The sequence below is a fragment of the Priestia sp. FSL W8-0001 genome (genome assembly GCF_038050335.1).
GTDB lineage: Bacteria > Bacillota > Bacilli > Bacillales > Bacillaceae_H > Priestia > Priestia flexa.
On sequence record NZ_JBBPAL010000001.1, the window covers coordinates 1,943,351 to 1,964,163 of the forward strand.

The 20,813-nt window shown below is 37.4% G+C and carries 23 protein-coding genes and 1 riboswitch; of the genes, 18 read left to right on the forward strand and 5 right to left on the reverse strand.

All coding sequences use genetic code 11. The features are described 5' to 3' along the window. Positions 1-84: 84 nt before the first annotated feature. From MKZ18_RS10250 to MKZ18_RS10295, 10 genes are all read left to right on the forward strand, one after another. On the forward strand, positions 85-909 hold the full coding sequence (locus tag MKZ18_RS10250; RefSeq protein ID WP_341344539.1) for an alpha/beta fold hydrolase: 825 nt from the start codon (positions 85-87) through the stop codon (positions 907-909). A 203-nt stretch (positions 910-1,112) separates the two neighbouring features. Further along, a complete protein-coding gene (locus MKZ18_RS10255) occupies positions 1,113-1,880 on the forward strand; it encodes a YqcI/YcgG family protein (RefSeq protein ID WP_138117017.1) in 768 nt (255 codons plus the stop codon). Next, complete coding sequence (locus MKZ18_RS10260) at positions 1,855-2,166, forward strand: cupin domain-containing protein (RefSeq protein ID WP_025911115.1); 312 nt, start codon at positions 1,855-1,857, stop codon at positions 2,164-2,166. Before MKZ18_RS10255 ends, MKZ18_RS10260 begins: the two co-directional genes overlap by 26 nt. Before the next feature lie 21 nt (positions 2,167-2,187). Then, entirely contained in the window at positions 2,188-2,766 is a 579-nt protein-coding gene (locus tag MKZ18_RS10265) for a cysteine hydrolase family protein (RefSeq protein WP_025911113.1), read from the forward strand. A gap of 95 nt (positions 2,767-2,861) precedes the next feature. Further along, positions 2,862-3,356: a GNAT family N-acetyltransferase gene (locus tag MKZ18_RS10270; protein ID WP_163071101.1), complete on the forward strand. Its 495-nt coding sequence runs from the start codon at positions 2,862-2,864 to the stop codon at positions 3,354-3,356. Positions 3,357-3,423: 67 nt separating this feature from the next. Beyond that, a riboswitch (TPP riboswitch) is annotated at positions 3,424-3,526 on the forward strand. Between the two features lie 60 nt (positions 3,527-3,586). Then, positions 3,587-4,159 (forward strand): energy-coupled thiamine transporter ThiT, encoded by a 573-nt coding sequence (gene thiT / locus MKZ18_RS10275; RefSeq protein ID WP_025911111.1) that lies wholly within the window; start codon positions 3,587-3,589, stop codon positions 4,157-4,159. 185 nt (positions 4,160-4,344) lie between these two features. Further along, positions 4,345-5,289, forward strand: a complete 945-nt coding sequence (locus tag MKZ18_RS10280) for a TcaA NTF2-like domain-containing protein (RefSeq protein WP_340842532.1) — start codon at positions 4,345-4,347, stop codon at positions 5,287-5,289. Positions 5,290-5,318: 29 nt separating this feature from the next. Continuing rightward, positions 5,319-6,512, forward strand: a complete 1,194-nt coding sequence (locus MKZ18_RS10285; RefSeq protein ID WP_025911109.1) for a TcaA NTF2-like domain-containing protein — start codon at positions 5,319-5,321, stop codon at positions 6,510-6,512. A 288-nt stretch (positions 6,513-6,800) separates the two neighbouring features. Next, positions 6,801-7,889 (forward strand): tyrosine-type recombinase/integrase, encoded by a 1,089-nt coding sequence (locus MKZ18_RS10290; RefSeq protein ID WP_260864953.1) that lies wholly within the window; start codon positions 6,801-6,803, stop codon positions 7,887-7,889. A gap of 117 nt (positions 7,890-8,006) precedes the next feature. Then, positions 8,007-8,441, forward strand: coding sequence for a hypothetical protein (locus tag MKZ18_RS10295; protein WP_025911107.1), 435 nt, complete (start codon positions 8,007-8,009; stop codon positions 8,439-8,441). A 28-nt stretch (positions 8,442-8,469) separates the two neighbouring features. Here the strand turns inward: MKZ18_RS10295 and MKZ18_RS10300 are convergent, their stop codons facing one another. Continuing rightward, positions 8,470-8,919, reverse strand: a complete 450-nt coding sequence (locus MKZ18_RS10300; RefSeq protein ID WP_025911105.1) for a MarR family winged helix-turn-helix transcriptional regulator — start codon at positions 8,917-8,919, stop codon at positions 8,470-8,472. 198 nt (positions 8,920-9,117) lie between these two features. Here MKZ18_RS10300 and MKZ18_RS10305 point away from each other — a divergent pair, with 198 nt between their 5' ends. Then, on the forward strand, positions 9,118-9,918 hold the full coding sequence (locus MKZ18_RS10305; protein WP_225002091.1) for an HAD family hydrolase: 801 nt from the start codon (positions 9,118-9,120) through the stop codon (positions 9,916-9,918). 4 nt (positions 9,919-9,922) lie between these two features. Here MKZ18_RS10305 and MKZ18_RS10310 read toward each other — a convergent pair whose 3' ends face one another. Next, the gene (locus tag MKZ18_RS10310; RefSeq protein WP_025911102.1) at positions 9,923-10,849 is read right to left on the reverse strand and encodes a PD-(D/E)XK nuclease family protein; all 927 of its coding nucleotides are present in this window, start codon (positions 10,847-10,849) and stop codon (positions 9,923-9,925) included. A gap of 326 nt (positions 10,850-11,175) precedes the next feature. Here MKZ18_RS10310 and MKZ18_RS10315 point away from each other — a divergent pair, with 326 nt between their 5' ends. Then, positions 11,176-11,682: a GNAT family N-acetyltransferase gene (locus MKZ18_RS10315; RefSeq protein WP_025911101.1), complete on the forward strand. Its 507-nt coding sequence runs from the start codon at positions 11,176-11,178 to the stop codon at positions 11,680-11,682. A 40-nt stretch (positions 11,683-11,722) separates the two neighbouring features. On the opposite strand, the gene uraH is transcribed toward MKZ18_RS10315, so the two are convergent. The 3 genes from uraH to MKZ18_RS10330 are packed head-to-tail and all read right to left on the reverse strand — an operon-like array spanning position 11,723 to position 14,906. Next, on the reverse strand, positions 11,723-12,079 hold the full coding sequence (gene uraH, locus MKZ18_RS10320) for a hydroxyisourate hydrolase (RefSeq protein ID WP_025911100.1): 357 nt from the start codon (positions 12,077-12,079) through the stop codon (positions 11,723-11,725). 1 nt (position 12,080) lies between these two features. Further along, a complete protein-coding gene (pucL, locus tag MKZ18_RS10325; RefSeq protein ID WP_144593770.1) occupies positions 12,081-13,571 on the reverse strand; it encodes a factor-independent urate hydroxylase in 1,491 nt (496 codons plus the stop codon). Positions 13,572-13,583: 12 nt separating this feature from the next. Continuing rightward, complete coding sequence (locus MKZ18_RS10330; protein ID WP_025911097.1) at positions 13,584-14,906, reverse strand: nucleobase:cation symporter-2 family protein; 1,323 nt, start codon at positions 14,904-14,906, stop codon at positions 13,584-13,586. A 261-nt stretch (positions 14,907-15,167) separates the two neighbouring features. Here MKZ18_RS10330 and MKZ18_RS10335 point away from each other — a divergent pair, with 261 nt between their 5' ends. The 6 genes from MKZ18_RS10335 to ilvD all read left to right on the forward strand — a co-directional run bounded on the left by MKZ18_RS10335 (position 15,168) and on the right by ilvD (position 20,808). Then, entirely contained in the window at positions 15,168-15,653 is a 486-nt protein-coding gene (locus MKZ18_RS10335) for a hypothetical protein (RefSeq protein WP_076512975.1), read from the forward strand. 136 nt (positions 15,654-15,789) lie between these two features. After that, on the forward strand, positions 15,790-16,863 hold the full coding sequence (locus MKZ18_RS10340) for a branched-chain amino acid aminotransferase (RefSeq protein ID WP_025911093.1): 1,074 nt from the start codon (positions 15,790-15,792) through the stop codon (positions 16,861-16,863). A gap of 113 nt (positions 16,864-16,976) precedes the next feature. After that, complete coding sequence (locus MKZ18_RS10345; RefSeq protein WP_025911092.1) at positions 16,977-17,219, forward strand: hypothetical protein; 243 nt, start codon at positions 16,977-16,979, stop codon at positions 17,217-17,219. A 265-nt stretch (positions 17,220-17,484) separates the two neighbouring features. Then, positions 17,485-17,733: a hypothetical protein gene (locus tag MKZ18_RS10350; protein ID WP_226372916.1), complete on the forward strand. Its 249-nt coding sequence runs from the start codon at positions 17,485-17,487 to the stop codon at positions 17,731-17,733. 278 nt (positions 17,734-18,011) lie between these two features. Continuing rightward, positions 18,012-18,938: a manganese-dependent inorganic pyrophosphatase gene (locus MKZ18_RS10355; protein WP_025911090.1), complete on the forward strand. Its 927-nt coding sequence runs from the start codon at positions 18,012-18,014 to the stop codon at positions 18,936-18,938. Positions 18,939-19,131: 193 nt separating this feature from the next. After that, positions 19,132-20,808, forward strand: coding sequence for a dihydroxy-acid dehydratase (gene ilvD / locus MKZ18_RS10360; protein ID WP_025911088.1), 1,677 nt, complete (start codon positions 19,132-19,134; stop codon positions 20,806-20,808). Positions 20,809-20,813 lie beyond the last annotated feature (5 nt).

Sequence of the window (20,813 nt, forward strand, 5' to 3'; positions counted from 1 at the left end):
AAATAGCAGCTAAGAAAATATCAACATGAATAGAGAATATCAACATAAAAATAAAGTAGGCATAATGAAAGGAAGTGTATTTTTATGGGATATTACCTTACCGTTGATCAAAAGGGTACGAAAATATATGTTGAAGACATTGGAAGTGGAATGCCTATACTGTTTCTTCACGGCTGGCCAGTTAATCATAAAATGTTTGAATATCAGTTTAATGAGCTTCCGAAACATGGGATTCGCTGCATTGCAATAGACTTACGCGGGTTTGGAAAATCAAGTCGACCGTTCAAAGGCTATACATATAACTCATTAGCCGACGATGTTCGAGCAGTTATTCACGCCTTACAACTTTCAGCTCTAACGTTAGTTGGTTTTTCAATGGGAGGAGCAATCGCCTTGCGGTATATGAGTAGACATTTAGGATTTGGTGTGAACAAACTGATTCTAGCTGGTGCAGCTGTCCCTAACTTTATTAAAAGAGACGATTTTCCTTATGGACTTTCTAAGGGAGAAGTAGATAGCATCATTCAAGCGACGTATCAAGATCGACCAGCTATGCTCGCCGATTTTGGCCAGAAATTTTTTAATTCAAAAATTAGCTCTTCTTTTAGAGATTGGTTTCAATTACTAGGTCTAGAAGCTTCGGGTCACGGAACGATTAAAACAGCAAAGTCACTGCGTGATGAAGATCTCCGTGAAGACTTGAGTCAAATTTTTGTAAAAGCGTATATTTTACACGGAAAGAAAGATCAAATTTGTCCGTTTCCTTTAGCTGAAGCCATGCATAAAGGAATTGAGGGTTCAACGTTAATTCCTTTTGAAAAGAGCGGTCACGGCCTTTTTTACGATGAACAAAAAAAGTTTACAGAAACCTTAAAAGACATTGTTTATTCTGCTGCGAAAAGAGGTTGACTGCAACGAGGATATAAAATTATGGTGATAAACGGTCTTCTATAGGCAAATCGGTGGAATTCCTACCAAAAGCCTTTCTTTCTAAAAGTTTACTTATTTCCTATTCCGGTCGTTTGTGAATTTGGAAAATACAAGGAAAACGAATATAAAGCGTCCCTGTTTCTAATAAAAATATCTGGTGGAAATCTGTAAGGAGGGTTTTAATGAGAAATAAAAAGCTATTCAATAGCAAGGAAATTATGGATTCGCCTATTGTTCCTGAATGGGGAAAAGCGGTTTTTAGTGATTTTAGTCAAGACATGCTTTCTGAAGAGAACCCTTTCCCCTGCATTTTAGGAGTAGAGGGATTAAAAAAAGATTTGCTGCGATTTGCGTTTGTGTCTTCACCATATAATTATAAAGATATCAGGCTCTGTGCAGATGCACTTAAAGAATATATGGCATGCTTTCGCACATTAGGTCGCTATACATCATTTGTTGTGTTCTTTGAGCCTGAACATAAAAAACGTACGATGATTCAGTATGAAACGATGTTTTGGGATACCCTCACATTTTTACATCGAATTGATGGAAAGCCTTGGCCCGAAGAAATCCCCAAAAACCCTAACGATCCTCTATGGGAGTTTTGTTTTGAAGGTGAGCCAATATTTGTTGTCTGTAATACGCCTGTACATGAATTACGAAAAAGCCGAAAGAGCAGCAGTTTCATAATTACATTTCAGCCTAGATGGGTGTTTGAGGGAATGACTCCTCATACAAAAATGGGACAGCAAGTTCAAAAAACGGTTCGGAATCGACTTGAAGATTACGACAAAGTTGAAGCGCATCCTCATCTAGGATGGTATGGAGATCAAGAAAATCATGAATGGAAGCAGTATTTCTTACGAGATGTTAACAACTCGTTCCCAACAGAATGTCCATTCAAGCTAAAAAGGAGTGAAAGAGATGGAGTTAAAAAAAGCCTTTATTAAAAAAGGAATTGGCGGTGGTCTTGAAGAAGTTATACATGAACTACTTCCAAAACATACCGGTTATGTAGAGGTTCAACATGATGTTGCAGGGCAGGAACACCCAAGTCATACTCACCCTACCGACGAGATTCTTCATATTATTAAAGGATCTATTTATTTTACAGTTGAGGGAGAAACAACTCAGTGCGAAGCGGGAGATCGTATTTATTTACCAAAACACACAAAGCATGCGTCAAAAGCTGATGTGAATGGTTGTACGTATGTAATCTCCATTTTAAAATTTTGATGAAAGAAGTTGATGACTGGAATGATTCAATCAAACCCTGTTTTAATCATAATAGATGTACAAAAAGGTTTTGAACAAGATGCTTGGGGAACTCGTAATAATATTCATGCAGAAGATAATATGCTCACTCTTTTACAAGCTTGGAGGAGACAGCAGTTTCCGGTTATTCATGTCCAGCATGCTTCAAAAAGCGAAACATCTCCTCTTTTTCCAGGGACGGAAGGATTCCGTTTCAAAGAAGGTTTCGGTCCTGTTGGTGATGAATACTTAATTCGAAAGCATAAAAATAGCTGTTTTATAGGAACAGAACTGGATAACTATCTGAAGGAAAACGGATACGATACGCTTATACTAGTAGGTTTAACAACGAACCATTGCGTCTCTACAACGGCACGCATGGCAGGAAACTTAGGTTATCGCACTTACGTCATCCACGATGCAACTGCGTGTTTCAATCTGTTATCATATGACGGTGAAACAACTTTTGCAGCAGAAGATGTTCATCGCTTAAGCTTATCATCTCTTCACAATGAATTTGCAACGGTTACTTCAACATCCGAAGCCCTACGCGTACTGCAATCCTATCAATATATAAAATGAGGCCTGATGCTTTTGCATCAGGTTTTTTGTGTAGATTATTCTGACAAAAACAAGTACAATAGAAACATCATTTTGAAAAAGGAGCACGATACATCATGACAGTAATTAGAAAAGCTTTAGCAGAAGACTTACCTACAATGGTGGCTATTTATAATCAGTCAGTACGCCAAAGCGCAGCAACATTTGACTTAACTCCTGTAACAATTGGGCAACGTAAAAGCTGGTTTGAATCTCACGACCAAAGTCAACTGTTTCCACTGCTTGTTGCTGAACGAAATGGTGAAGTAGCTGGATACGCATCTTTGTCTTCCTACCGTGATAAAGAAGCATATATTCGAACAGTTGAACTCTCCGTTTATGTAGATGAAGCTCACCAAGGATTTGGAATTGGTAAAAGGTTAATGGAAGCTATTCTAGTACAAGCAAAAGAGTTAAATCATCACGTTGTTATTTCTGGTATTACAAAAGGAAACGATAAAAGTATTAAAATGCATGAACAGTTTGGATTTAACTTTTGTGGGGAATTTAAAGAAGTAGGATGGAAGTTCAATCAATGGCAAGATGTTCTGTTTTATCAACTGATTCTTTAAGTGAAATTAAATAGTATCTTGTTTGAGAATTATGTTATAATAGAAAGCGTTCTAATAATACATATCAACGTACCACAGGGGGAGCCTGAATGGCTGAGAGTGAACCAATTGTTCTGACCCTTTGAACCTGTTAGTTAATGCTAGCGTAGGGAGTGTGGAGCGTGCAGCTTGTGCTGCCTCCTGTGTTTGTCGTTGAATACTAATGATTTTACAACAGGAGTGAAAAGACGATGAACAAAGGAATGTCTTTACAAGCGAAAATTGAAGTGGCAATCTTTGCAGCTCTAGCAATGATAATTGATATATTGCCATCAATTACAATTGCACCTGCCGTGTCCATATCATTTTCCATGGTACCAATCTTCATTATTTGCTTTCGATGGGGATTTAAATCAGGCGTGGTAGCTGGATTTTTGTGGGGATTGCTACAAGTTGTCACGGGTACTGCTTATGTATTAACACCTCTACAAGCATTTATCGAATATTTTATTGCATTTGCATTCATTGGTCTAGCAGGGCTATTGTCTGGTGCTATTAAGCAGAACTTAGCTACTAACAATCGAACAAAAGCATTTACATTTATTATTTTAGCAATTGTTATCGGCAGCGTTGCTCGCTATTTTTGGCACTTTGTTGCAGGGATTATTTTTTGGGGCTCTTATGCGCCAAAAGGAGTATCTGCATTATGGTATTCATTTACGATGAACGGACTAGCAATGGTGGGATCCATGATTGCTTGCCTAATCATTTTAGCCGTATTAATTCCGTCTGCTGCAAGAGTGGTATTAAATCGCGCATCATAAATAAAAGGAATGAAACCTATAGGAGTAACATCCTATAGGTTTTTTGCGTTTTTAAACCAATTTACATGTTTTCAGTGTTTTTGTTCTTTTTATGAAAGGGTTGAGGGTTTTTTTGTAGAATGGTATACTAGGTCTGTTTGTTGGAAGAATATACATACCATTTTTTGTAGGAAGGAATCATGTTAATGAACAAACGTAATCTCCTTTACATGACGATTGCAACATCCCTTTTACTCGCAGGATGTCAGCAAAAAGCTCAAAAAGCAACTGAAGTCGATACGGACTTGATGATTGCAGGAGAGATAGAAAGTCATGATCAAGAAGCAAAGAAAGATGTTGTTGAAAACCAGTACAGATATGATATTTCAGATACAATAGATGAAAAAATAATCTCGCAGTTTATGAATAGCTACTTCAAGGCTTTACATGATGGAATCCTTCATAAATCAGCTAAGTCAATTCAGACATATATAATAGAAGATAGTGAGTTTTATAAACAGCAAGTAATGAAAATTGATAATTTTTCGGAGCAAGGAATTCGTCAAGAACTAAAGACGTTTCAAGTTGTGAACTGGTATGAAGCTGAGAAAAATCAAATAAATTTACAAACGTTTGAAGAGGTCACCATCCATCAACCTAATAAAAAGGATTATACAAAGAGTATTAATCAATTGTATACGCTAATAAGCGATCAAGGTACATTGCGAATTAAAAGCGTAGAGCCGTATACAATGGATAAAGCAGAAGAAACGAAGTCAAATGCACCAGCTATTACAAGAGCAGCTAGCTTAAATGAATATAACGGTAAATGGTCCACTGCCAATTCTGACTTAAAAGGTGCTCCAATCGTAGAGTTTTATGCTTCTTCTAGCTCAGAGGCTACGGTGAAGATTCATGCCTATAAGCCACCAAATTCAGTAGAAGTAGCTACAGTACAAGCAGAAAACATAATTTTTAAACATAATCAAGCTGTTATTCATTACGATACGGACAATAATGGAAATAAAGGAACAATTGTCGTGACCCTAAAAGCAAATTCTCTTTTTGTTATTCATCATTTAGAAAAGGCTTCTGAGTCTAAATGGACGATTCCTGCAGGCGCATTTGAGCTGTCCACGTTTGAAAGTTAAACAAGATAAAAGAAAAAAGGGGGATTCAAATGGGAAATCTATATATGGTGGCCATAATTTGTTCCCTGTGGCTTGTGCTGTCAGCATGTAGTGAGACAAAGTCTGCTCCGGCTCCGACACCAAAAGAGCCTGAATCAGAAGCTACCGTTCTGGTTGATGTCGATGAGTCTGCTAATGAGACACAAAAGAGTTCTTCTCTTCCCGTTGTGACAAATGAAGAAGCCAAACAGCTTGCTACAGATTCGTTGAAGAATGTTATCCAAACATTTGATATCTTAGGTAAACAAGAGGGATGGGACAGTGAAGAGAAACCAGCAGATTTTCAATTGCTAAGCCCTAGGCTCAAAGAATTTGCTACGAGTTCATTAGTTGCTACGAAACTAAAAACAATCGCCACTTCTTATTACTGTCAATGTGATGAGCAGTCTATTCCAAATCTAGCGACAACCGTACGTTTTAAAGTGATTAACAACCGACCCGGTCAATTTTCAATCTCAGCTATTCAGCCACTGGACGAAAAAGGGAACGGAGGTACAACTATTTACTTGAATATGAAATACGGAAAAGATGGTTGGAAGTTAAATGAATGGGACGAAATGACGTATCGTCAAAAACCGTTAGATATTTCGTCAGATGAGTATTTAGAATATCTGAAAAAAATAACGCCTAACGAAGCAGTTTCGTTTAACAAAGAAACGACTATTGAAGATGAACATGGTAATCAAGAAAAAATCTTACTATTTAAAGATGATTCTGGAGAATTTGGTGTTTTGGCAAAGAGTTCAGAGCGGATTAACGAAGTTCAAGAGGATGTGCCAGTAACTTTGCCTTTGGAAGATAATGATGTAGATTTGAACAAGGTTACAGAAGTAGACGCTTCGGTTGTTCGTTCGTTTACGGAAACGTATTTACGTGATTTAACAGAAGCAATTAATCTTAATGAATTTGATCGCATTCAACATTATTTTGAAAAAGATAGCACGTTGTTTAGCGAACAACAGCAGCTTGTCAAAACACTCTATGATCGAACAATACGAGAAGATCTTGCAACGGTTGAAGTTTTAGAATGGACGTCTAAAGAAGCAAATAGCTACGAAGTAAAAACGAAAGAAGTTATGAACATTACCATTAATGAACATACAGAAGAAAAAGAGTATTACCGAGTGTACACAATCGTACATGAAAATGAAAAGCTCGTCATTACTCAGTTAGAATCTTATTGAAAGCTCAGAGTCTACCTGAGCTTTTTTATAAGAAAATACTTTACTATACTAACGCAAGATAACTCTTTCTTATCTTGCGTTAGTATGATAAAGTAAAGAAAAAACGGAAAAATCGCTAATAAATTACATATTTTTACACAATTATTGAGTCGTTAAAAAAAACGACCTCTTTAAATAGGTTTATTTTTCGTTTTAAATTGATTTTAATACCAATACATTCAAGATGTAAAAAACGCCTTAGGGTAGATTTTGAAGCTTATAAAAGATATTAGTTAAAAGAAGGTGGAAATGATGAAAAATGACAACGTATTGATACAAAGTCAATCCTCTCTGTCATTTCGGCAATTAAAAGAACAGTGGGGAAATCTACTAGATGAAAACCAAAATCTATCGTTGGGTCATACAGACGATGGAACGTTTGTTGAGCTTTTTATGAAAATTAAAATGATAAAACCTGAGCTATCTCCGCATACCATTCGAGCGTACAATCAAGATTTAAAAACAGTTTTGACTTTTTTTAAAGAGTTAGACGTTTCCTTAAAAGAGATTGGGTTTATGGAAGTGAAGGCATTTAATCATTGGATGAATCAAACCTATGCCAAAAGAAGCGCAGCAAGAAAACTAGAGTTTTTCAGAAGGATGCTCACGTTTGGTCATGAAACCCATTTTTATAGTGCGCTCTATACAACATGGATCGAAAAGCCTACTGTTTCAAAAGGACATTATAGCGAAAAGAAACAGGTTAATCGAACGGAATACAGAGAGTTAAGCACAAGAGAAGCTGAGCTCATTGTAAAAGCGCTTGAAGATACGGTAAAACATTCCATGCTAAAAGAAGAGTACCAAGCACGAAATCGCTTAATCGGTATGCTTTTATATTTAAGCGGAATGAGGTCTAGTGAAGTATTAAGCTTGAATTGGGGAAGCTTTCGTGAAGATCGTCGTGGCAATATGTTAGTAGATGTGTTCGGAAAAGGAAAAAAAGAGCGAACAATTCCAGTATTTAAAGACGTTCAAAATGCTCTATTTCACTACCGAGAAAGTTTAGGAGAATCGACGATGCTGAATCCGTCGGATGGAACGCCGCTTTTCTTTCAACTTAAACCATTTGTCAAAACAGGAGTCAAAAAAAGATTATCGTATACAACACTTTATCGGCTCATCAAAACAGCGGTTTATGCGATTCAAGGTAATTCGTCTATTTCACCACACTGGTTTCGTCATACGTTCATTACGAACAGCTTAGCGAATGACGTACCATTATCGGTGGTGAAACAAGTAGTTGGACACGCCTCCATTGCAACGACTAATATTTACCTAGAAAAATTACAAGAAGATACGGTTTATGATGCATTTCGAAATTCCGGTTATCGTTAGGTTCCTATAACTATATTATGTAAACTTATAAAATGAAACTCTCTCATTTCGCTTCTTTTTTCGAATAAACCCTTCATTCATCAAATATAATGGTCTAAAAAAGGGAGGCGAAGTGCAATGGGTGTTAAGCATCCGCTTCAACATCATTTCGGAGAAGTGACCGAAATTTTTCATTACATTCATGATTTATGTGAAAGCGCAGGGTTGTACATTGATTGGCACGGCACGACACAAACTGTACAGCTATACCGGAATAAAGAATCAAGGGAAGCGGGAGATCGGTACATAGGAGCTATTCAATACGAAGGTAGTAATGAGTTGCAAAAACGAACGCCTTCAACGGTGAGTTTACGCTTTCGAAGAAGTAACTTAACATCACCATTTAAATATTTACTTGAAAACATTACAGCGTTTCGAAAGGATACTAACAAAGAACCCTTCGTTAACGCAGAGGCCGAGTCAATTGCGTTTAAGTTTACGGCACTAGATGAAGAAGCAATGGAAACGCTGAGACAAATTGAAGATGTGCTAAAAATGGCAAGATGTATTTAAAGCAGGCGCTTTAAGTGAAATGCCTGCTTTATGTATGTCCAATCTCTTCTTGAAGAGATTCTGCTTTTTTTTCTAATTGTTGAAGTACGTTAAAATAAGCAGCTAAATCGGCTTCATCAATTTCCGCTGTTAGCATTTTAAAAAGGTCTTCAATCGGACCTGTTATTTCCTCTTGCAAAGCCATTCCTTTTTCTGTTTGTTGAATATAGTAAGAGCGGCGATCTTCAGGATTTCTAATACGCTGTAAGTGACCGCTTTTTTCTAACAAATCTAAAATTTTTGTGAGTGTAGCTTGATCTTTATCTGCTTTTATCGCTAGCTGCTTTTGAGTAATTCGATCAGATTCTGATACCTTTTTTAATACCGTCCATTGTTCAGGCGTTATGTCGTAGGGTCTTAGAAAACTAGCTACCAGCCTACTCAGGCGCTTTCCAACCTTCGCAGTCGTAAAACCGTACATTTCTTCCATTGATTTCATTTATTTACCTCCAAGTACATACTCAGTCTTTTCATCATATCACATTCTACTCTCTCAGTTACATTCTAACTAAGGTTTTTTAAAATGATAACGCTATCATTTAGGTAGAGTTCGAATTTAGCTAGACTTCTTTAATTGAACAAGGTAATCTAGTGTTAGAATAGTTCAACTTTTTCAATAAATAAAAGAGGTGTCTGAATGAGTACTGGTAAAATGAACATCAAAGCAATTTTTTTCGACTTAGATGATACGTTGTTATGGGATAAAAAAAGCGTTGCGGAAGCGTTCCGTGCAACGTGTGAGTACGCGAGTGAAAAATATGATGTTGATCCTATTGAGTTAGAAGCAGCTGTACGCGAAGCGGCTTCTTCACTTTATGCTACATACGAAACGTACGAGTTTACAAAAATGATTGGTATTAATCCATTTGAAGGGCTATGGGGAGATTTCCATGATGAACATGAGAACTTCCAAAAAATGAAACAAATTGTACCAATCTATCGCAAGAATGCGTGGACGCAAGGATTAAAGTCACTTGGAATTGATGACGAAGCATTTGGTGCAGAGCTTGCAGAGCGATTCCCTAAAGAGCGTCGCCGTAATCCGTTCGTATATGAAGATACGTTTGATGTGTTAAATGAACTACAATCAAACTATAAGCTGTTGCTATTAACAAACGGGTCGCCTCAACTTCAGAATATAAAACTAGAGATTACGCCAGAAATTGTTCCTTATTTCGATGAGATTGTCATCTCTGGAGCATTTGGAAGAGGGAAGCCGGATCCGTCGATTTTTGATCATGCTTTATCTTTGTTAAACTTATCAAAAGATGAAGTGATTATGGTTGGTGATAATTTAATGACGGACATTCTTGGCGCTTCTCGAGCTGGGATACGCTCTGTCTGGGTGAATCGTGATGACAAAAAAGCGGATAAAGTTGTACCGTTTCATGAGATTAAGAGGCTGAGTGAATTACATGAGTTTTTAAATCAAGAATAATCGTTTAATCTGTTTTTTCACAGAGCTCTTGGTAGACACATTGTTTACAGCGAGTACTTTGTTTCATCGGAAAAGCGCTTAGTGGCTTTGGTTGATTGTATTCTGAGTGCTCGATATATAGATGCATGTTCATCAGGCTCTCTTTAATAGTATGATGGAATGCATCTATTTCTTTTGCTGTCACATAATAGGTGTGACTCCCTCCTAAATAAAGGTATTCGTTACGAATCTGAATGACATTCAGTGGTACATTATAAGTTTGCTGTATATAAAAAGCGCAAAGGGCAAGTTGTGTCAGATGATCATGTGCTTGCTTTCCCGTCTGCCAATTCACGATAATGTATTCGTTTGTAGTTGGTTTATGGTAGAGAAGGTCAAGTGAAACAAATATTTTGACTGAGTTGAGCTCTACTGAGCAAAACGCTTCTTGAGGGAGAATTTGAATTAAATCAATTGACTGAAGTTCTCTGAATGTTTTACTTCGAAAGAAAGAAGTTACACACCTCTCGATAGACGTTTTTGTTTGTTGAATTTCATAATCTGCTAAATAACCTTTTTGGTAGTATTCGAGCATCATGGTGTACACGTTCGGTTCATGATACCAATCGTCGCCATGATCTCGTGTTTGCAAATAAGCACGACGCAGTTCTTGATCAATGAAATTACGCATTGCAGTCATGTGCTCTTCGATTGATTCTGTGTTTGTGGTAAAGGAATAATTCCGAATAGCTTGCTTGACTGCTTGTCCCACTAATAGCGGCAAAGTAACTATTTTCTTTAAGCGATAGGCTTGTTTTGCAAGTTCAGTAGAAGAAGAAAGCCAACCGTGATGGGAAAAATAGTACTGATAAGCATATTTTCTTGGGCACTCTATCATCTGATTATGGCGAGCGAGTGACCAAAAAAAACGAGGAGGGTTCGCTAGAAGCATAAGTATCACGTCCTTATCCTTTTGTAGCATACATATGAAGTTCTCTGAAGTTTAGAACGAAAAATGACGAAAGAATTAAAAAAAGCTTGCTGTTTCGCTTTGACCGTGCTATAGTAAAGAAGCGATGAGCTAATTTGTGTAAGTCGAAGGATATGCTTTTGCTAAACGTATGAATGTGGTCATACGGTCTTCGCCTCAAAACGCATCAAAGACGCCCAATTGGGCGTCTTTTTGTACATTCTTCACATGAGTCATTCGAAGCAAGACAATAGCGTTACTTTTCATATTCCTTTAAAATAAATGCTAGATAGAAAAAAGGGGAGTCAATTGTGATACGTGAAATAGAGATGACTGATGCGCCTCAATTTGTTGAGATGATTAAGCAAGTAGAAACTGAAAGTCAGTATATGCTTTTTGAAGAAAACGAACGAAAGCTAAGTTCAGAGCAACAGGAAAAGCAAATTGAAATGATGAAACAACAGCGAAACTCTACGCTTTTAGTAGCAGAAGTAGAGGGTGAACTGGTTGGTTACTTACAGGCTGTAGGTGGAGTGGTGAACCGAAGTGCCCATATCGCGTATGTGTCGATGGGAATCTTAAAAGACTATCGAGGAATGGGTATTGGTTTGCAGTTGTTTCAACAGCTTGAAGAATGGGCAAAAGAACAGCAAATTCACCGCCTTGAGCTAACAGTTGTAGTTGAAAATGTAATTGCAATTCATTTGTATAAAAAAATCGGGTTTCAAATTGAAGGCACAAAAAAGCATTCGCTGCGAATTAATGGGCAATATGTAGACGAATACATCATGAGTAAATTATTAGATGTTGAATAAGTTTAAACAAAAAGGAGCAGTCTACGCTGCTCCTTTTTGTTTAACTACCTCGGTAGATTTGATATCCCCATGGAGAAACAAGAAGAGGGACATGATAATGCTCAAATGCTTCTGAAAGCCCAATCCTAACCGCTACTTTTGTTAAAAAAGCAGGCGTGCTCGTTTGAACTGATTCTCTTATAAAGTAAGGTTCGATATCAAATAAAAGCTCATACTCGCCTGGGGTGAACGTTTCGTTACTAAAAAAAGGTTGGTCAATTCGTCCGCCTTCGTTTGTAATTGTATCTCCAATCCACAACCGTTCATTATCGTCTTGAAGTTTGTAGAGTGAAACAGCTATCCCTTTAGCTGGTTTTCCATTTGCTAAATCTAAAACATGAGTCGAAAGCGTGGTCATGTTAATTTGACTCCTCAAGTGCGGATGTAACAGCTATTTTGACATCCTCCTGTGTTACCGTGAAGACTTGGAAACCAAACGGTGGCTTTGGTTCAGTATACACTTTGCCACCAGAGTTTGGAATATCTTCAACGACTGCATCCCACGTGTGATTTTGTGACTCAAACGTGACATCTTTTAGTTGAGGGAAGCGTTCGAGCACGCGAATGCCGATTAGATAAATTAAATTTTGAATAGATGGTGTTTCAGTCTCGTTAAACACTGAGCATGCGATGTCTTTTACTTGTTCCGCTGCTACATAAGAAAGAGGGGTATCACCTATTGCGTCTTCTGGTTGAGTGTATGTCCATCCGATATTTAAATAAACAAAAAGTGGGCGATTAGAGTCTTCGGGTAACGTTGTATATTCATCTCGAACAAACCCGACAAATGAATTTCCCTCTACTTTAATTAGCTGTAAATCTTTTAGTTTACTATATTGCTCAGTAATTTGTTGACCTTGGACCGTTCGTTCTATTTTAATACCAGCTTGAGCATATTCATTTCGAGATCTTTTGTAAACAAGCTTGCTTTCAGTTAGCGTATTGCCTACCATACCGTTTGTGGCTTCAAATGGAACTTCGTCTCCAGTTAATTGAACTGTTTCCATTTGAGGATATTTATCTAAAAATGCTTCAGCAACATATTTTAAGAAGCCTTCGATTGTTGAACCATCATAGCTGCCTAAATGACGCTGAATAAAATTTTTCATAGAGTCTGTTGCAACAACAAGACTATTATCACCTTCTATAAACGAAGATAAAAACCGACTTCCTCCTATTGCCACTTTTACATTGACGCCAAATACGATGTTATTTCGGCCACTGAATTCGGATTCTGGAATGACCTTCACACCTTTAAGTGGTTTTAAATACGTACGATAAGCAAATACATCTCCTTTTCCATAATACATTTGGCGATTTGATTGATTCGTCATTGTAACACGCTCCTCAGTTTTTATTTTGTCTACCAATCGAAAATAAGCAATCTTATATACTTCAGCTAACGCTGTTGTAAACTCTGTTTTTTTATCGTTTTGTAGTCGATCAATTAAGCTTTGATAGATTGTGCTTTTCGTTTTTCCTCTTACAGCAACGATAAAAGGGAAACCGAAGCGATTCATATAGGTCTTGTTTGCGTTTGTGAAATGTTCATACTCTTCCGCTGTAAGAGAGGTTAAACCGGCGCCTGTTTGCTCATTTATAGAGTGAGTCGTCATGGCGATTTTAGCTCCTAGATTTGGGTGAGCTTGTAGTAAGTCTAATTTTCTTTGATTAGAAGCTTCATCAATAACTCTGATTGTTCGGTGATGAAATTCTTGGAGAGAACTAAACGGCCGGAGTGGAGCAACTTTTTTTACAATCCAAGAAGAATGTTCATAGATATCTTGAAATAATCCAATAAATGTTTGCTCAGGTAATTCATTTACTTCGTGAATCGTTTGCTTCATCATGTTAGCACCTCATTATTTTGATTCTGAATAATCAGTTTTTTTGAACGTCACGATAGGCCTATTCGTAGTTTCGCTAGAACGAAAGAATATGTTTAGTAAAATAGCAGCAATGCTTCCTGTAATAATACCATCACTTACAATAATCTTGAGTCCAGCTGGGAGCTGGGCGAATAAATCAGGTACGACCGTTACCCCTAATCCAAGTGATAATGAACAGGCAATGATTAATAAATTACTTTGATTAGAAAAATCAACGTTGCTCAGCATTTTAATTCCTGATGAAATAACCATTCCGAATAATACAATCATAGCACCACCGAGTACCGGAGTAGGAACAACTGTTGTTAATTCAGCAATTTTAGGAATAAGACCTAACGTAATCAAAATGACTCCTGCTACCACTACGACATTTCTTGTCTTTACTCTTGAGAGTTGAACAAGTCCAACGTTTTGAGCAAACGTATTGTAAGGAAAAGCGTTAAAAATACCGCCTAGCATAATAGCTAACCCTTCAGCACGATAACCTTTAATAAAATCTTGATCGTTTAAGTCACGCTCGCAGACTTTGCTTAGTGCGAGAAAAACACCCGTAGATTCAATTATGATTACCACACCAACTAGTATCATAGTCAGGATAGGTCCAATTTCAAATGTGGGTGCACCAAAATAAAATGGAGTAGGAATATGTAGCCAGGAGGCTTCTTTTACACTTGATAAATTAACCATGCCCATAAACGCTGCAACAATTGTTCCTACTACAATGCCCAGAAGTACGGACAATGCTCGTAGAAAACCTGTGAAAAAACGATTTAAAAATAAAATGAAAGCGAGAACGCCAAAAGCTAATGCTAAATTTTCTACGGATCCAAACTCTTCACTGCCAACACCACCACCCATGTTTCGAACGGCTGATGGCACAAGTGACAAGCCAATCATCGTCACGACTGTCCCTGTTACAACCGGTGGGAAAAGTTTAACGATTTTACCGAAAAAGTTAGCGAATAAAACGATAAACAGTCCCGCTGCAATAATAGCGCCGTATACTGCGTTAATTCCATACTGCGAGCCAATTGCTATCATTGGTGTAACCGCAACAAACGAGCTTCCGAGTACAACCGGTAATCCGATTCCAAACCAGCGGTTGTTCCAAGCTTGCAATAAGGTAGCAATGCCGCATGTTAGTAAATCAATTGCAACTAAATAGGCGAGTTCATGTGCGCTTAAATGCAAAGCGCGCCCCACGGTTAACGGAACAAGGATAGCTCCAGCATACATCGCAAGTACGTGTTGCAAGCCTAATGAAGTAAGTGCTAATGGATTTTGTGTTTTCTTCATACAAAATCTCCTTTCATTATATCACAATTGATGTTATAAAATGTAACATTAATAGGTGTTGATACCATCTTAATCCGTTTTGAATATTCTGTCATTAGTGAATGTAACTAAAAAATATAAGTTTTTTTTCGCTATTTTTCCAAAAAAATAACCCGGTGGTATGTTTTGTGACACATAAAAGAGCATGATAATTTTATGAAAATGAATAAGCTCTCTACTCATACACTATTACAAGACGTTATTAAACTATGGAGGTGCATCATGAAAGAATGGATACAACGCAAATTTCAACAGGTAGCAAATGACGAGAGAACGCTTAAAGCAAAAGAAAAGCTAGCGGATGGGGGAATTACAGTACCTATCTCAGCTGCTATGCTTATGCGCTTGTTTCAGAGACAGTTAAAGAAACAAGATCAAATTCAGAATTTAAGTATCATTTTTCAAGAAAATATCATTGAAGTAAAAGGTAGTGTTCATAAATATTTGTTAAAGATTCCCTTTCAAATAAAGTTGGAACCTTCTTCAGCTAACGGACGTGTGCTTTTATTTCAAATTCATGAAATGAAACCTACCAACCGCGATTTTCTTAAAAAGAGACTATTTGATAAACCTCCAGTAACGACTTATAAAGATGGGCAAATCCACATTGATCTGAACGAAATTGATAAAGTGAAACTGATTCCAATTGGAACGATTAAGCAGTTTTCCATTCAGGATAATAAACTGCGTGTGAAAATCGGAATGTAAGTGTTAAAAAATCTTTTTATAAAAAATTTAGAATTTTTCATCTTTACCTATTGTGACAATCTTCCATCTAGATGTACAATGGAATTTATATAAAGGTAAATAACCCTTAAATTCAAGAAAGCAAGGAGAAGCAACCATGACAAAGTACAATATTGATGTAACATTAACTCAAACAAAAAAAGAAAAACCCAACGCTAGTGAATTGGCGTTCGGTAAAGTATTCACGGACCATATGTTCATTATGGACTACACAGAAGGTCAAGGTTGGCATGATCCGAGAATTATTCCTTATCAGCCTCTTACGTTAGATCCAGCATCGATGATTTTCCATTATGGTCAATCAGTATTTGAAGGCTTAAAAGCATATGTAACAAAAAAAGAGCAGGTATTATTATTTAGACCCGATGAGAATTTCAAACGATTAAACAAATCAAATGATCGTCTATGTATTCCTCACTTAGATGAAGAGTTAGCGTTAGAAGCGCTAAAAACACTAATTCAAGTGGACCGCGATTGGATTCCAAATGCTGAAGGTACGTCTTTATATATTCGTCCATTTATTATTTCAACAGAACCATATTTAGGCGTTTCACCATCTGATCGTTATCAATTTATTATTATTTTATCGCCTGTAGCTTCTTATTATAAAGAAGGCATTGCTCCGGTACGAATCGCGGTTGAAAATGAATTTGTCCGCTCTGTAGCTGGAGGGACAGGTAGTGCGAAAACAGGCGGAAATTATGCGGCAAGCTTAAAAGCGCAGCAGCTGTCTGGTACAAAAGGTTACTCTCAAGTACTTTGGTTAGATGGCGTAGAGCGCAAATATATTGAAGAAGTAGGAAGTATGAATATCTTTTTTAAAGTAGATGGTGAAGTTATTACTCCGTCTATTAACGGTAGTATTCTAGAAGGTATCACCCGCAAATCAGTTATTGAGCTATTGAAGCACTGGGGTATCCCTGTTTCAGAACGCAAGATTTCAATTGCTGAGATTAAGGAAGCCTATGCAGCTGGTAAATTAGAAGAAGCATTTGGAACAGGAACAGCAGCGGTTATTTCTCCAGTAGGTGAGCTATTCTGGCAAAATGAAGGTATGAGTATCAATGGTGGAAAAACTGGAGAAGTTACAAAGAAATTGTATGATACGCTAACAGGCATACAAAGTGGAATGGTTGAAGATCACTTTAATTGGTGTATAGAAGTAAAGTAGGTATAATTCAATAAAAATGTTAGTAAAAACCAAGGAAACAGTTCTTTTTTCCTGGTTTTTACTTTATACTTAAAGTGAACATGTTTCATTAGAAAAGATAAGGGGTTGGTGGGGTGCTATTTTTATCACATGATGAAAAAGTGCGTGTACTAGAAGAGGTTATTCAAAGAAAGTTATGCGAAATAGCTGGAGTGGAAATGAATGCTGGTGAACTTCATCGATTGGTTGGTTATTTATTTGCGTCTCATCTAGTTGAATTTACCCCCTGTGAGTACAAGCTGAGAATTCAGTATGAATCGCAGCTACACGATTTTTACCACCATCTAAAAGAATCTGCACCCACAGAGAGCGTTTAATAGAAGTGGTGTAATCTCCCCCAAAAAAAAAGAAAGTTAGCATGCGTGCTAGCTTTCTTTTTTTGATAGTTATTCATATAATTCCCTCTTTTACGCACATTAACAGTAAAATGTAATTAAAGGAGGCTATATGCGTGACACAAACCGTAATGTTGGGATTGTTTATTGGACCATGGCTGTTATTCTTTTTCTTTGATAGCAATCGCATAAAGCGGTATGTTTTCGCTGGGCTTTTTGGGATTGTTATGCTGACGATTTCTTTGAAATGGCTAAACGCTATGATTGGTGGGAAGTTAACCAAACGCTGTTTTTCTTAGAGGATATGACCCCGTTTGTATTTGGCGTATTTTTTGTGGGTACACTTCTTATTTTTTATTTTACTTATCCCGGCTTTTGGGCGTTTTTTATCTTAAATGCCATCTTTGATTTATTTCAAGCTTATATAATGAGCCCATTTTTCCAACGTTTAGGGATTTATGAAATGCACTCTGTAAATGCATTCCAGCTTTTTTAAATTATGACCGCTGTGGCCATTCTTTTTTATCTTTATCAGAGGTGGCAAGATAGTGCATTTAAAATTGAAATCAAATAATAAAGCGCTTACATAAAATAATTCCATCCATTCATACCGAATAAAAAGGAATTATTTTATCTAAAGAAAAGAATTTTTCAATAAATAGTAAAACGAACAGGAAAGTTTGTGTTAAAATGTCAATGTTGCTTCCTAACGCGTAGAGTTTACGTCAAAGGAACAAGACTTTTATTTACATAGTTAGAAGGAGAGAGAGTTCTATGGAAAAAGTATTTATTTTCGGACATAAAAATCCAGACACAGATACAATCTGCTCGGCAATTGCTTATGCGGATTTAAAAACAAAGCTAGGTGTGAATGCAGAACCTGTACGTTTAGGGGACATTAATGGTGAAACGCAATTTGCGTTAGAGAAGTTCAACGCAGAAGTACCACGCTTTGTAGCTGAAGTATCAAAAGAAGTAAATGAAGTTATTTTAGTTGACCACAACGAGCGTCAACAAAGTGCAATAGACATTGACCAAGTACGCGTACTTGAAGTAATTGATCACCACCGTATTGCAAACTTTGAAACAGCAGATCCACTATACTATCGTGCAGAGCCTGTAGGTTGTACAGCAACAATTTTAAACAAAATGTACAAAGAAAATGGTGTTGAAATCGAGCCAAATATTGCTGGGTTAATGTTATCAGCTATTATTTCTGATTCACTATTGTTTAAATCACCAACTTGTACAGACCAAGACGTTGCAGCAGCAAAAGAGCTTGCAGCTATCGCTGGTGTAGATGCAGCAGAATATGGACTAGCAATGTTAAAAGCAGGTGCAGACCTTGGAGACAAAACAGCAGCTGAATTAATTTCACTTGATGCAAAAGAATTTACAATGGGCGCTAGCAAAGTAGAAATTGCTCAAGTAAACGCAGTGGATGTAAATGATGTGATTGAACGTAAAACAGAAATTGAAGAAGTAATTGCAGCAACAATCCAAGCGAAAGAATTAGACTTATTCTTACTTGTTGTAACAGATATCTTAAACAGTGATTCAACTGCTATTGCACTTGGCGCAGAAGTTTCAAAAGTAGAGCAAGCATATGGAGTACCGCTAGTGAACAACATGGCGCTATTAAAAGGCGTTGTATCACGTAAAAAACAAGTTGTTCCAGTATTAACTTCAGTATTTGCATAATCCATAAAAACCTCGAGGTTCTTTGAAACCATCGAGGTTTTTTTATTATTTCAACATAAAAATCTGCTTATTTTGTTATAAGCCTTTACAAAGCACATGTTAATTTGTTAAATTAGTATCTATATTAAAAATTGTTAAATAATTTAAAAGATTTATATTTCTTTAGATCGTTACGAATACGGAGGGAATTATTGTGACAGAATTAAGAAGTAACATGATCAAAAAAGGTTTTGACAGAGCACCTCATAGAAGCTTACTACGTGCTGCTGGAGTAAAAGAAGAAGATTTTAATAAACCGTTTATCGCTGTTGTAAATTCATATATTGATATTGTACCTGGGCATGTACATTTGCAAGAGTTCGGGAAAATTGTAAAAGATGCTATTCGCGAAGCGGGCGGCGTTCCGTTTGAAATGAATACAATCGGCGTAGATGATGGGATTGCAATGGGACATATCGGTATGCGCTACTCACTTCCAAGTCGTGAAATCATTGCCGATTCAGTAGAAACAGTTGTTTCAGCACACTGGTTTGACGGAATGGTTTGTATTCCAAACTGTGATAAAATTACGCCAGGAATGCTAATGGCTTCCTTACGCTTAAATATCCCATCTATTTTTGTAAGCGGCGGACCGATGAAAGCCGGACAAACAAGCGATGGTCGACGCATTTCATTATCTTCAGTATTTGAAGGCGTAGGTGCTTACCAAGCAGGGAAAATTGATGGCAAAGGACTTCAAGAATTAGAACAGTTTGGTTGTCCGACATGTGGTTCATGTTCTGGGATGTTCACGGCTAACTCAATGAACTGTTTAGCTGAAGCATTAGGCTTAGCGCTACCTGGAAATGGTACGATCTTGGCTGTTGCACCTGAACGTAAAGAGTTTGTGAAAAAATCAGCGAAGCAGTTAATGGAATTAATTAAGCTAGATTTAAAACCGCGTGATATCGTAACAGAAAAAGCAATTGACAATGCGTTTGCGCTTGATATGGCTCTAGGTGGTTCAACAAACACTGTTTTACATACGCTAGCGCTTGCGAACGAAGCAGAAATCGACTATCCGCTTGAACGCATTAATGAAGTAGCAGCACGCGTACCACATTTATCTAAGCTTGCACCAGCATCTGATGTCTTTATTGAAGATTTACACGAAGCAGGTGGTGTATCTGCTGCACTTAATGAGCTTGCGAAAAAGCCAGGTGCACTTCATTTAGATACAATGACCGTTACAGGTAAAACATTAGGTGAAAACATTGCGGGGTGTGAAGTACAAGACTACAATGTTATTCATCCAATCGATAAGCCGTTTACAGAAAAAGGTGGACTAGCTGTCTTATTTGGTAACTTGGCTCCAGATGGTGCTATCATTAAAACTGGTGGTGTTCAAGACGGTATAACACGTCATGAAGGCCCAGCTGTAGTATTCGATTCTCAAGACGAAGCCCTTCACGGCATTGCAAACGGCAAAGTCAAAGCCGGAGACGTAGTTATCATTCGTTATGAAGGACCTAAAGGAGGACCAGGAATGCCTGAAATGTTAGCTCCTACTTCTCAAATTATGGGAATGGGATTAGGGGCAAAAGTAGCCTTACTAACAGACGGAAGATTCTCTGGAGCATCACGTGGCTTATCAATTGGCCATGCTTCACCAGAAGCTGCTGAAGGTGGACCACTTGCATTTGTTGAAAATGGAGATCATATCGTAATTGATATTGAAGAGCGCCGCATGGACGTAGAAGTGGCACCTGAAGTTTGGGAAGCTCGTAAAGCTAATTGGAAAGGCTTTGAACCAAAAGTGAAAAAAGGGTATCTTGCTCGTTACTCTAAACTTGTTACATCGGCAAGCACAGGCGGAATCATGAAAATCTAAAACAA

Bases quoted from the DNA above. Each gene is read 5' to 3' on its own strand.
- MKZ18_RS10270 (WP_163071101.1), top strand. From the start codon at position 2,862: ATGACAGTAATTAGAAAAGCTTTAGCAGAAGACTTACCTACAATGGTG.
- pucL (WP_144593770.1), bottom strand. From the start codon at position 13,571: ATGATGAAGCAAACGATTCACGAAGTAAATGAATTACCTGAGCAAACA.
- MKZ18_RS10265 (WP_025911113.1), top strand. From the start codon at position 2,188: ATGATTCAATCAAACCCTGTTTTAATCATAATAGATGTACAAAAAGGT.
- thiT (WP_025911111.1), top strand. From the start codon at position 3,587: ATGAACAAAGGAATGTCTTTACAAGCGAAAATTGAAGTGGCAATCTTT.
- MKZ18_RS10280 (WP_340842532.1), top strand. From the start codon at position 4,345: ATGAACAAACGTAATCTCCTTTACATGACGATTGCAACATCCCTTTTA.
- MKZ18_RS10290 (WP_260864953.1), top strand. From the start codon at position 6,801: ATGATGAAAAATGACAACGTATTGATACAAAGTCAATCCTCTCTGTCA.
- MKZ18_RS10310 (WP_025911102.1), bottom strand. From the start codon at position 10,849: ATGCTTCTAGCGAACCCTCCTCGTTTTTTTTGGTCACTCGCTCGCCAT.
- MKZ18_RS10355 (WP_025911090.1), top strand. From the start codon at position 18,012: ATGGAAAAAGTATTTATTTTCGGACATAAAAATCCAGACACAGATACA.
- uraH (WP_025911100.1), bottom strand. From the start codon at position 12,079: ATGACCACGCTTTCGACTCATGTTTTAGATTTAGCAAATGGAAAACCA.
- MKZ18_RS10250 (WP_341344539.1), top strand. From the start codon at position 85: ATGGGATATTACCTTACCGTTGATCAAAAGGGTACGAAAATATATGTT.
- MKZ18_RS10255 (WP_138117017.1), top strand. From the start codon at position 1,113: ATGAGAAATAAAAAGCTATTCAATAGCAAGGAAATTATGGATTCGCCT.
- MKZ18_RS10330 (WP_025911097.1), bottom strand. From the start codon at position 14,906: ATGAAGAAAACACAAAATCCATTAGCACTTACTTCATTAGGCTTGCAA.
- MKZ18_RS10335 (WP_076512975.1), top strand. From the start codon at position 15,168: ATGAAAGAATGGATACAACGCAAATTTCAACAGGTAGCAAATGACGAG.
- MKZ18_RS10300 (WP_025911105.1), bottom strand. From the start codon at position 8,919: ATGAAATCAATGGAAGAAATGTACGGTTTTACGACTGCGAAGGTTGGA.
- MKZ18_RS10340 (WP_025911093.1), top strand. From the start codon at position 15,790: ATGACAAAGTACAATATTGATGTAACATTAACTCAAACAAAAAAAGAA.
- MKZ18_RS10350 (WP_226372916.1), top strand. From the start codon at position 17,485: ATGGCTAAACGCTATGATTGGTGGGAAGTTAACCAAACGCTGTTTTTC.
- MKZ18_RS10260 (WP_025911115.1), top strand. From the start codon at position 1,855: ATGGAGTTAAAAAAAGCCTTTATTAAAAAAGGAATTGGCGGTGGTCTT.
- MKZ18_RS10305 (WP_225002091.1), top strand. From the start codon at position 9,118: ATGAGTACTGGTAAAATGAACATCAAAGCAATTTTTTTCGACTTAGAT.
- MKZ18_RS10285 (WP_025911109.1), top strand. From the start codon at position 5,319: ATGGGAAATCTATATATGGTGGCCATAATTTGTTCCCTGTGGCTTGTG.
- MKZ18_RS10295 (WP_025911107.1), top strand. From the start codon at position 8,007: ATGGGTGTTAAGCATCCGCTTCAACATCATTTCGGAGAAGTGACCGAA.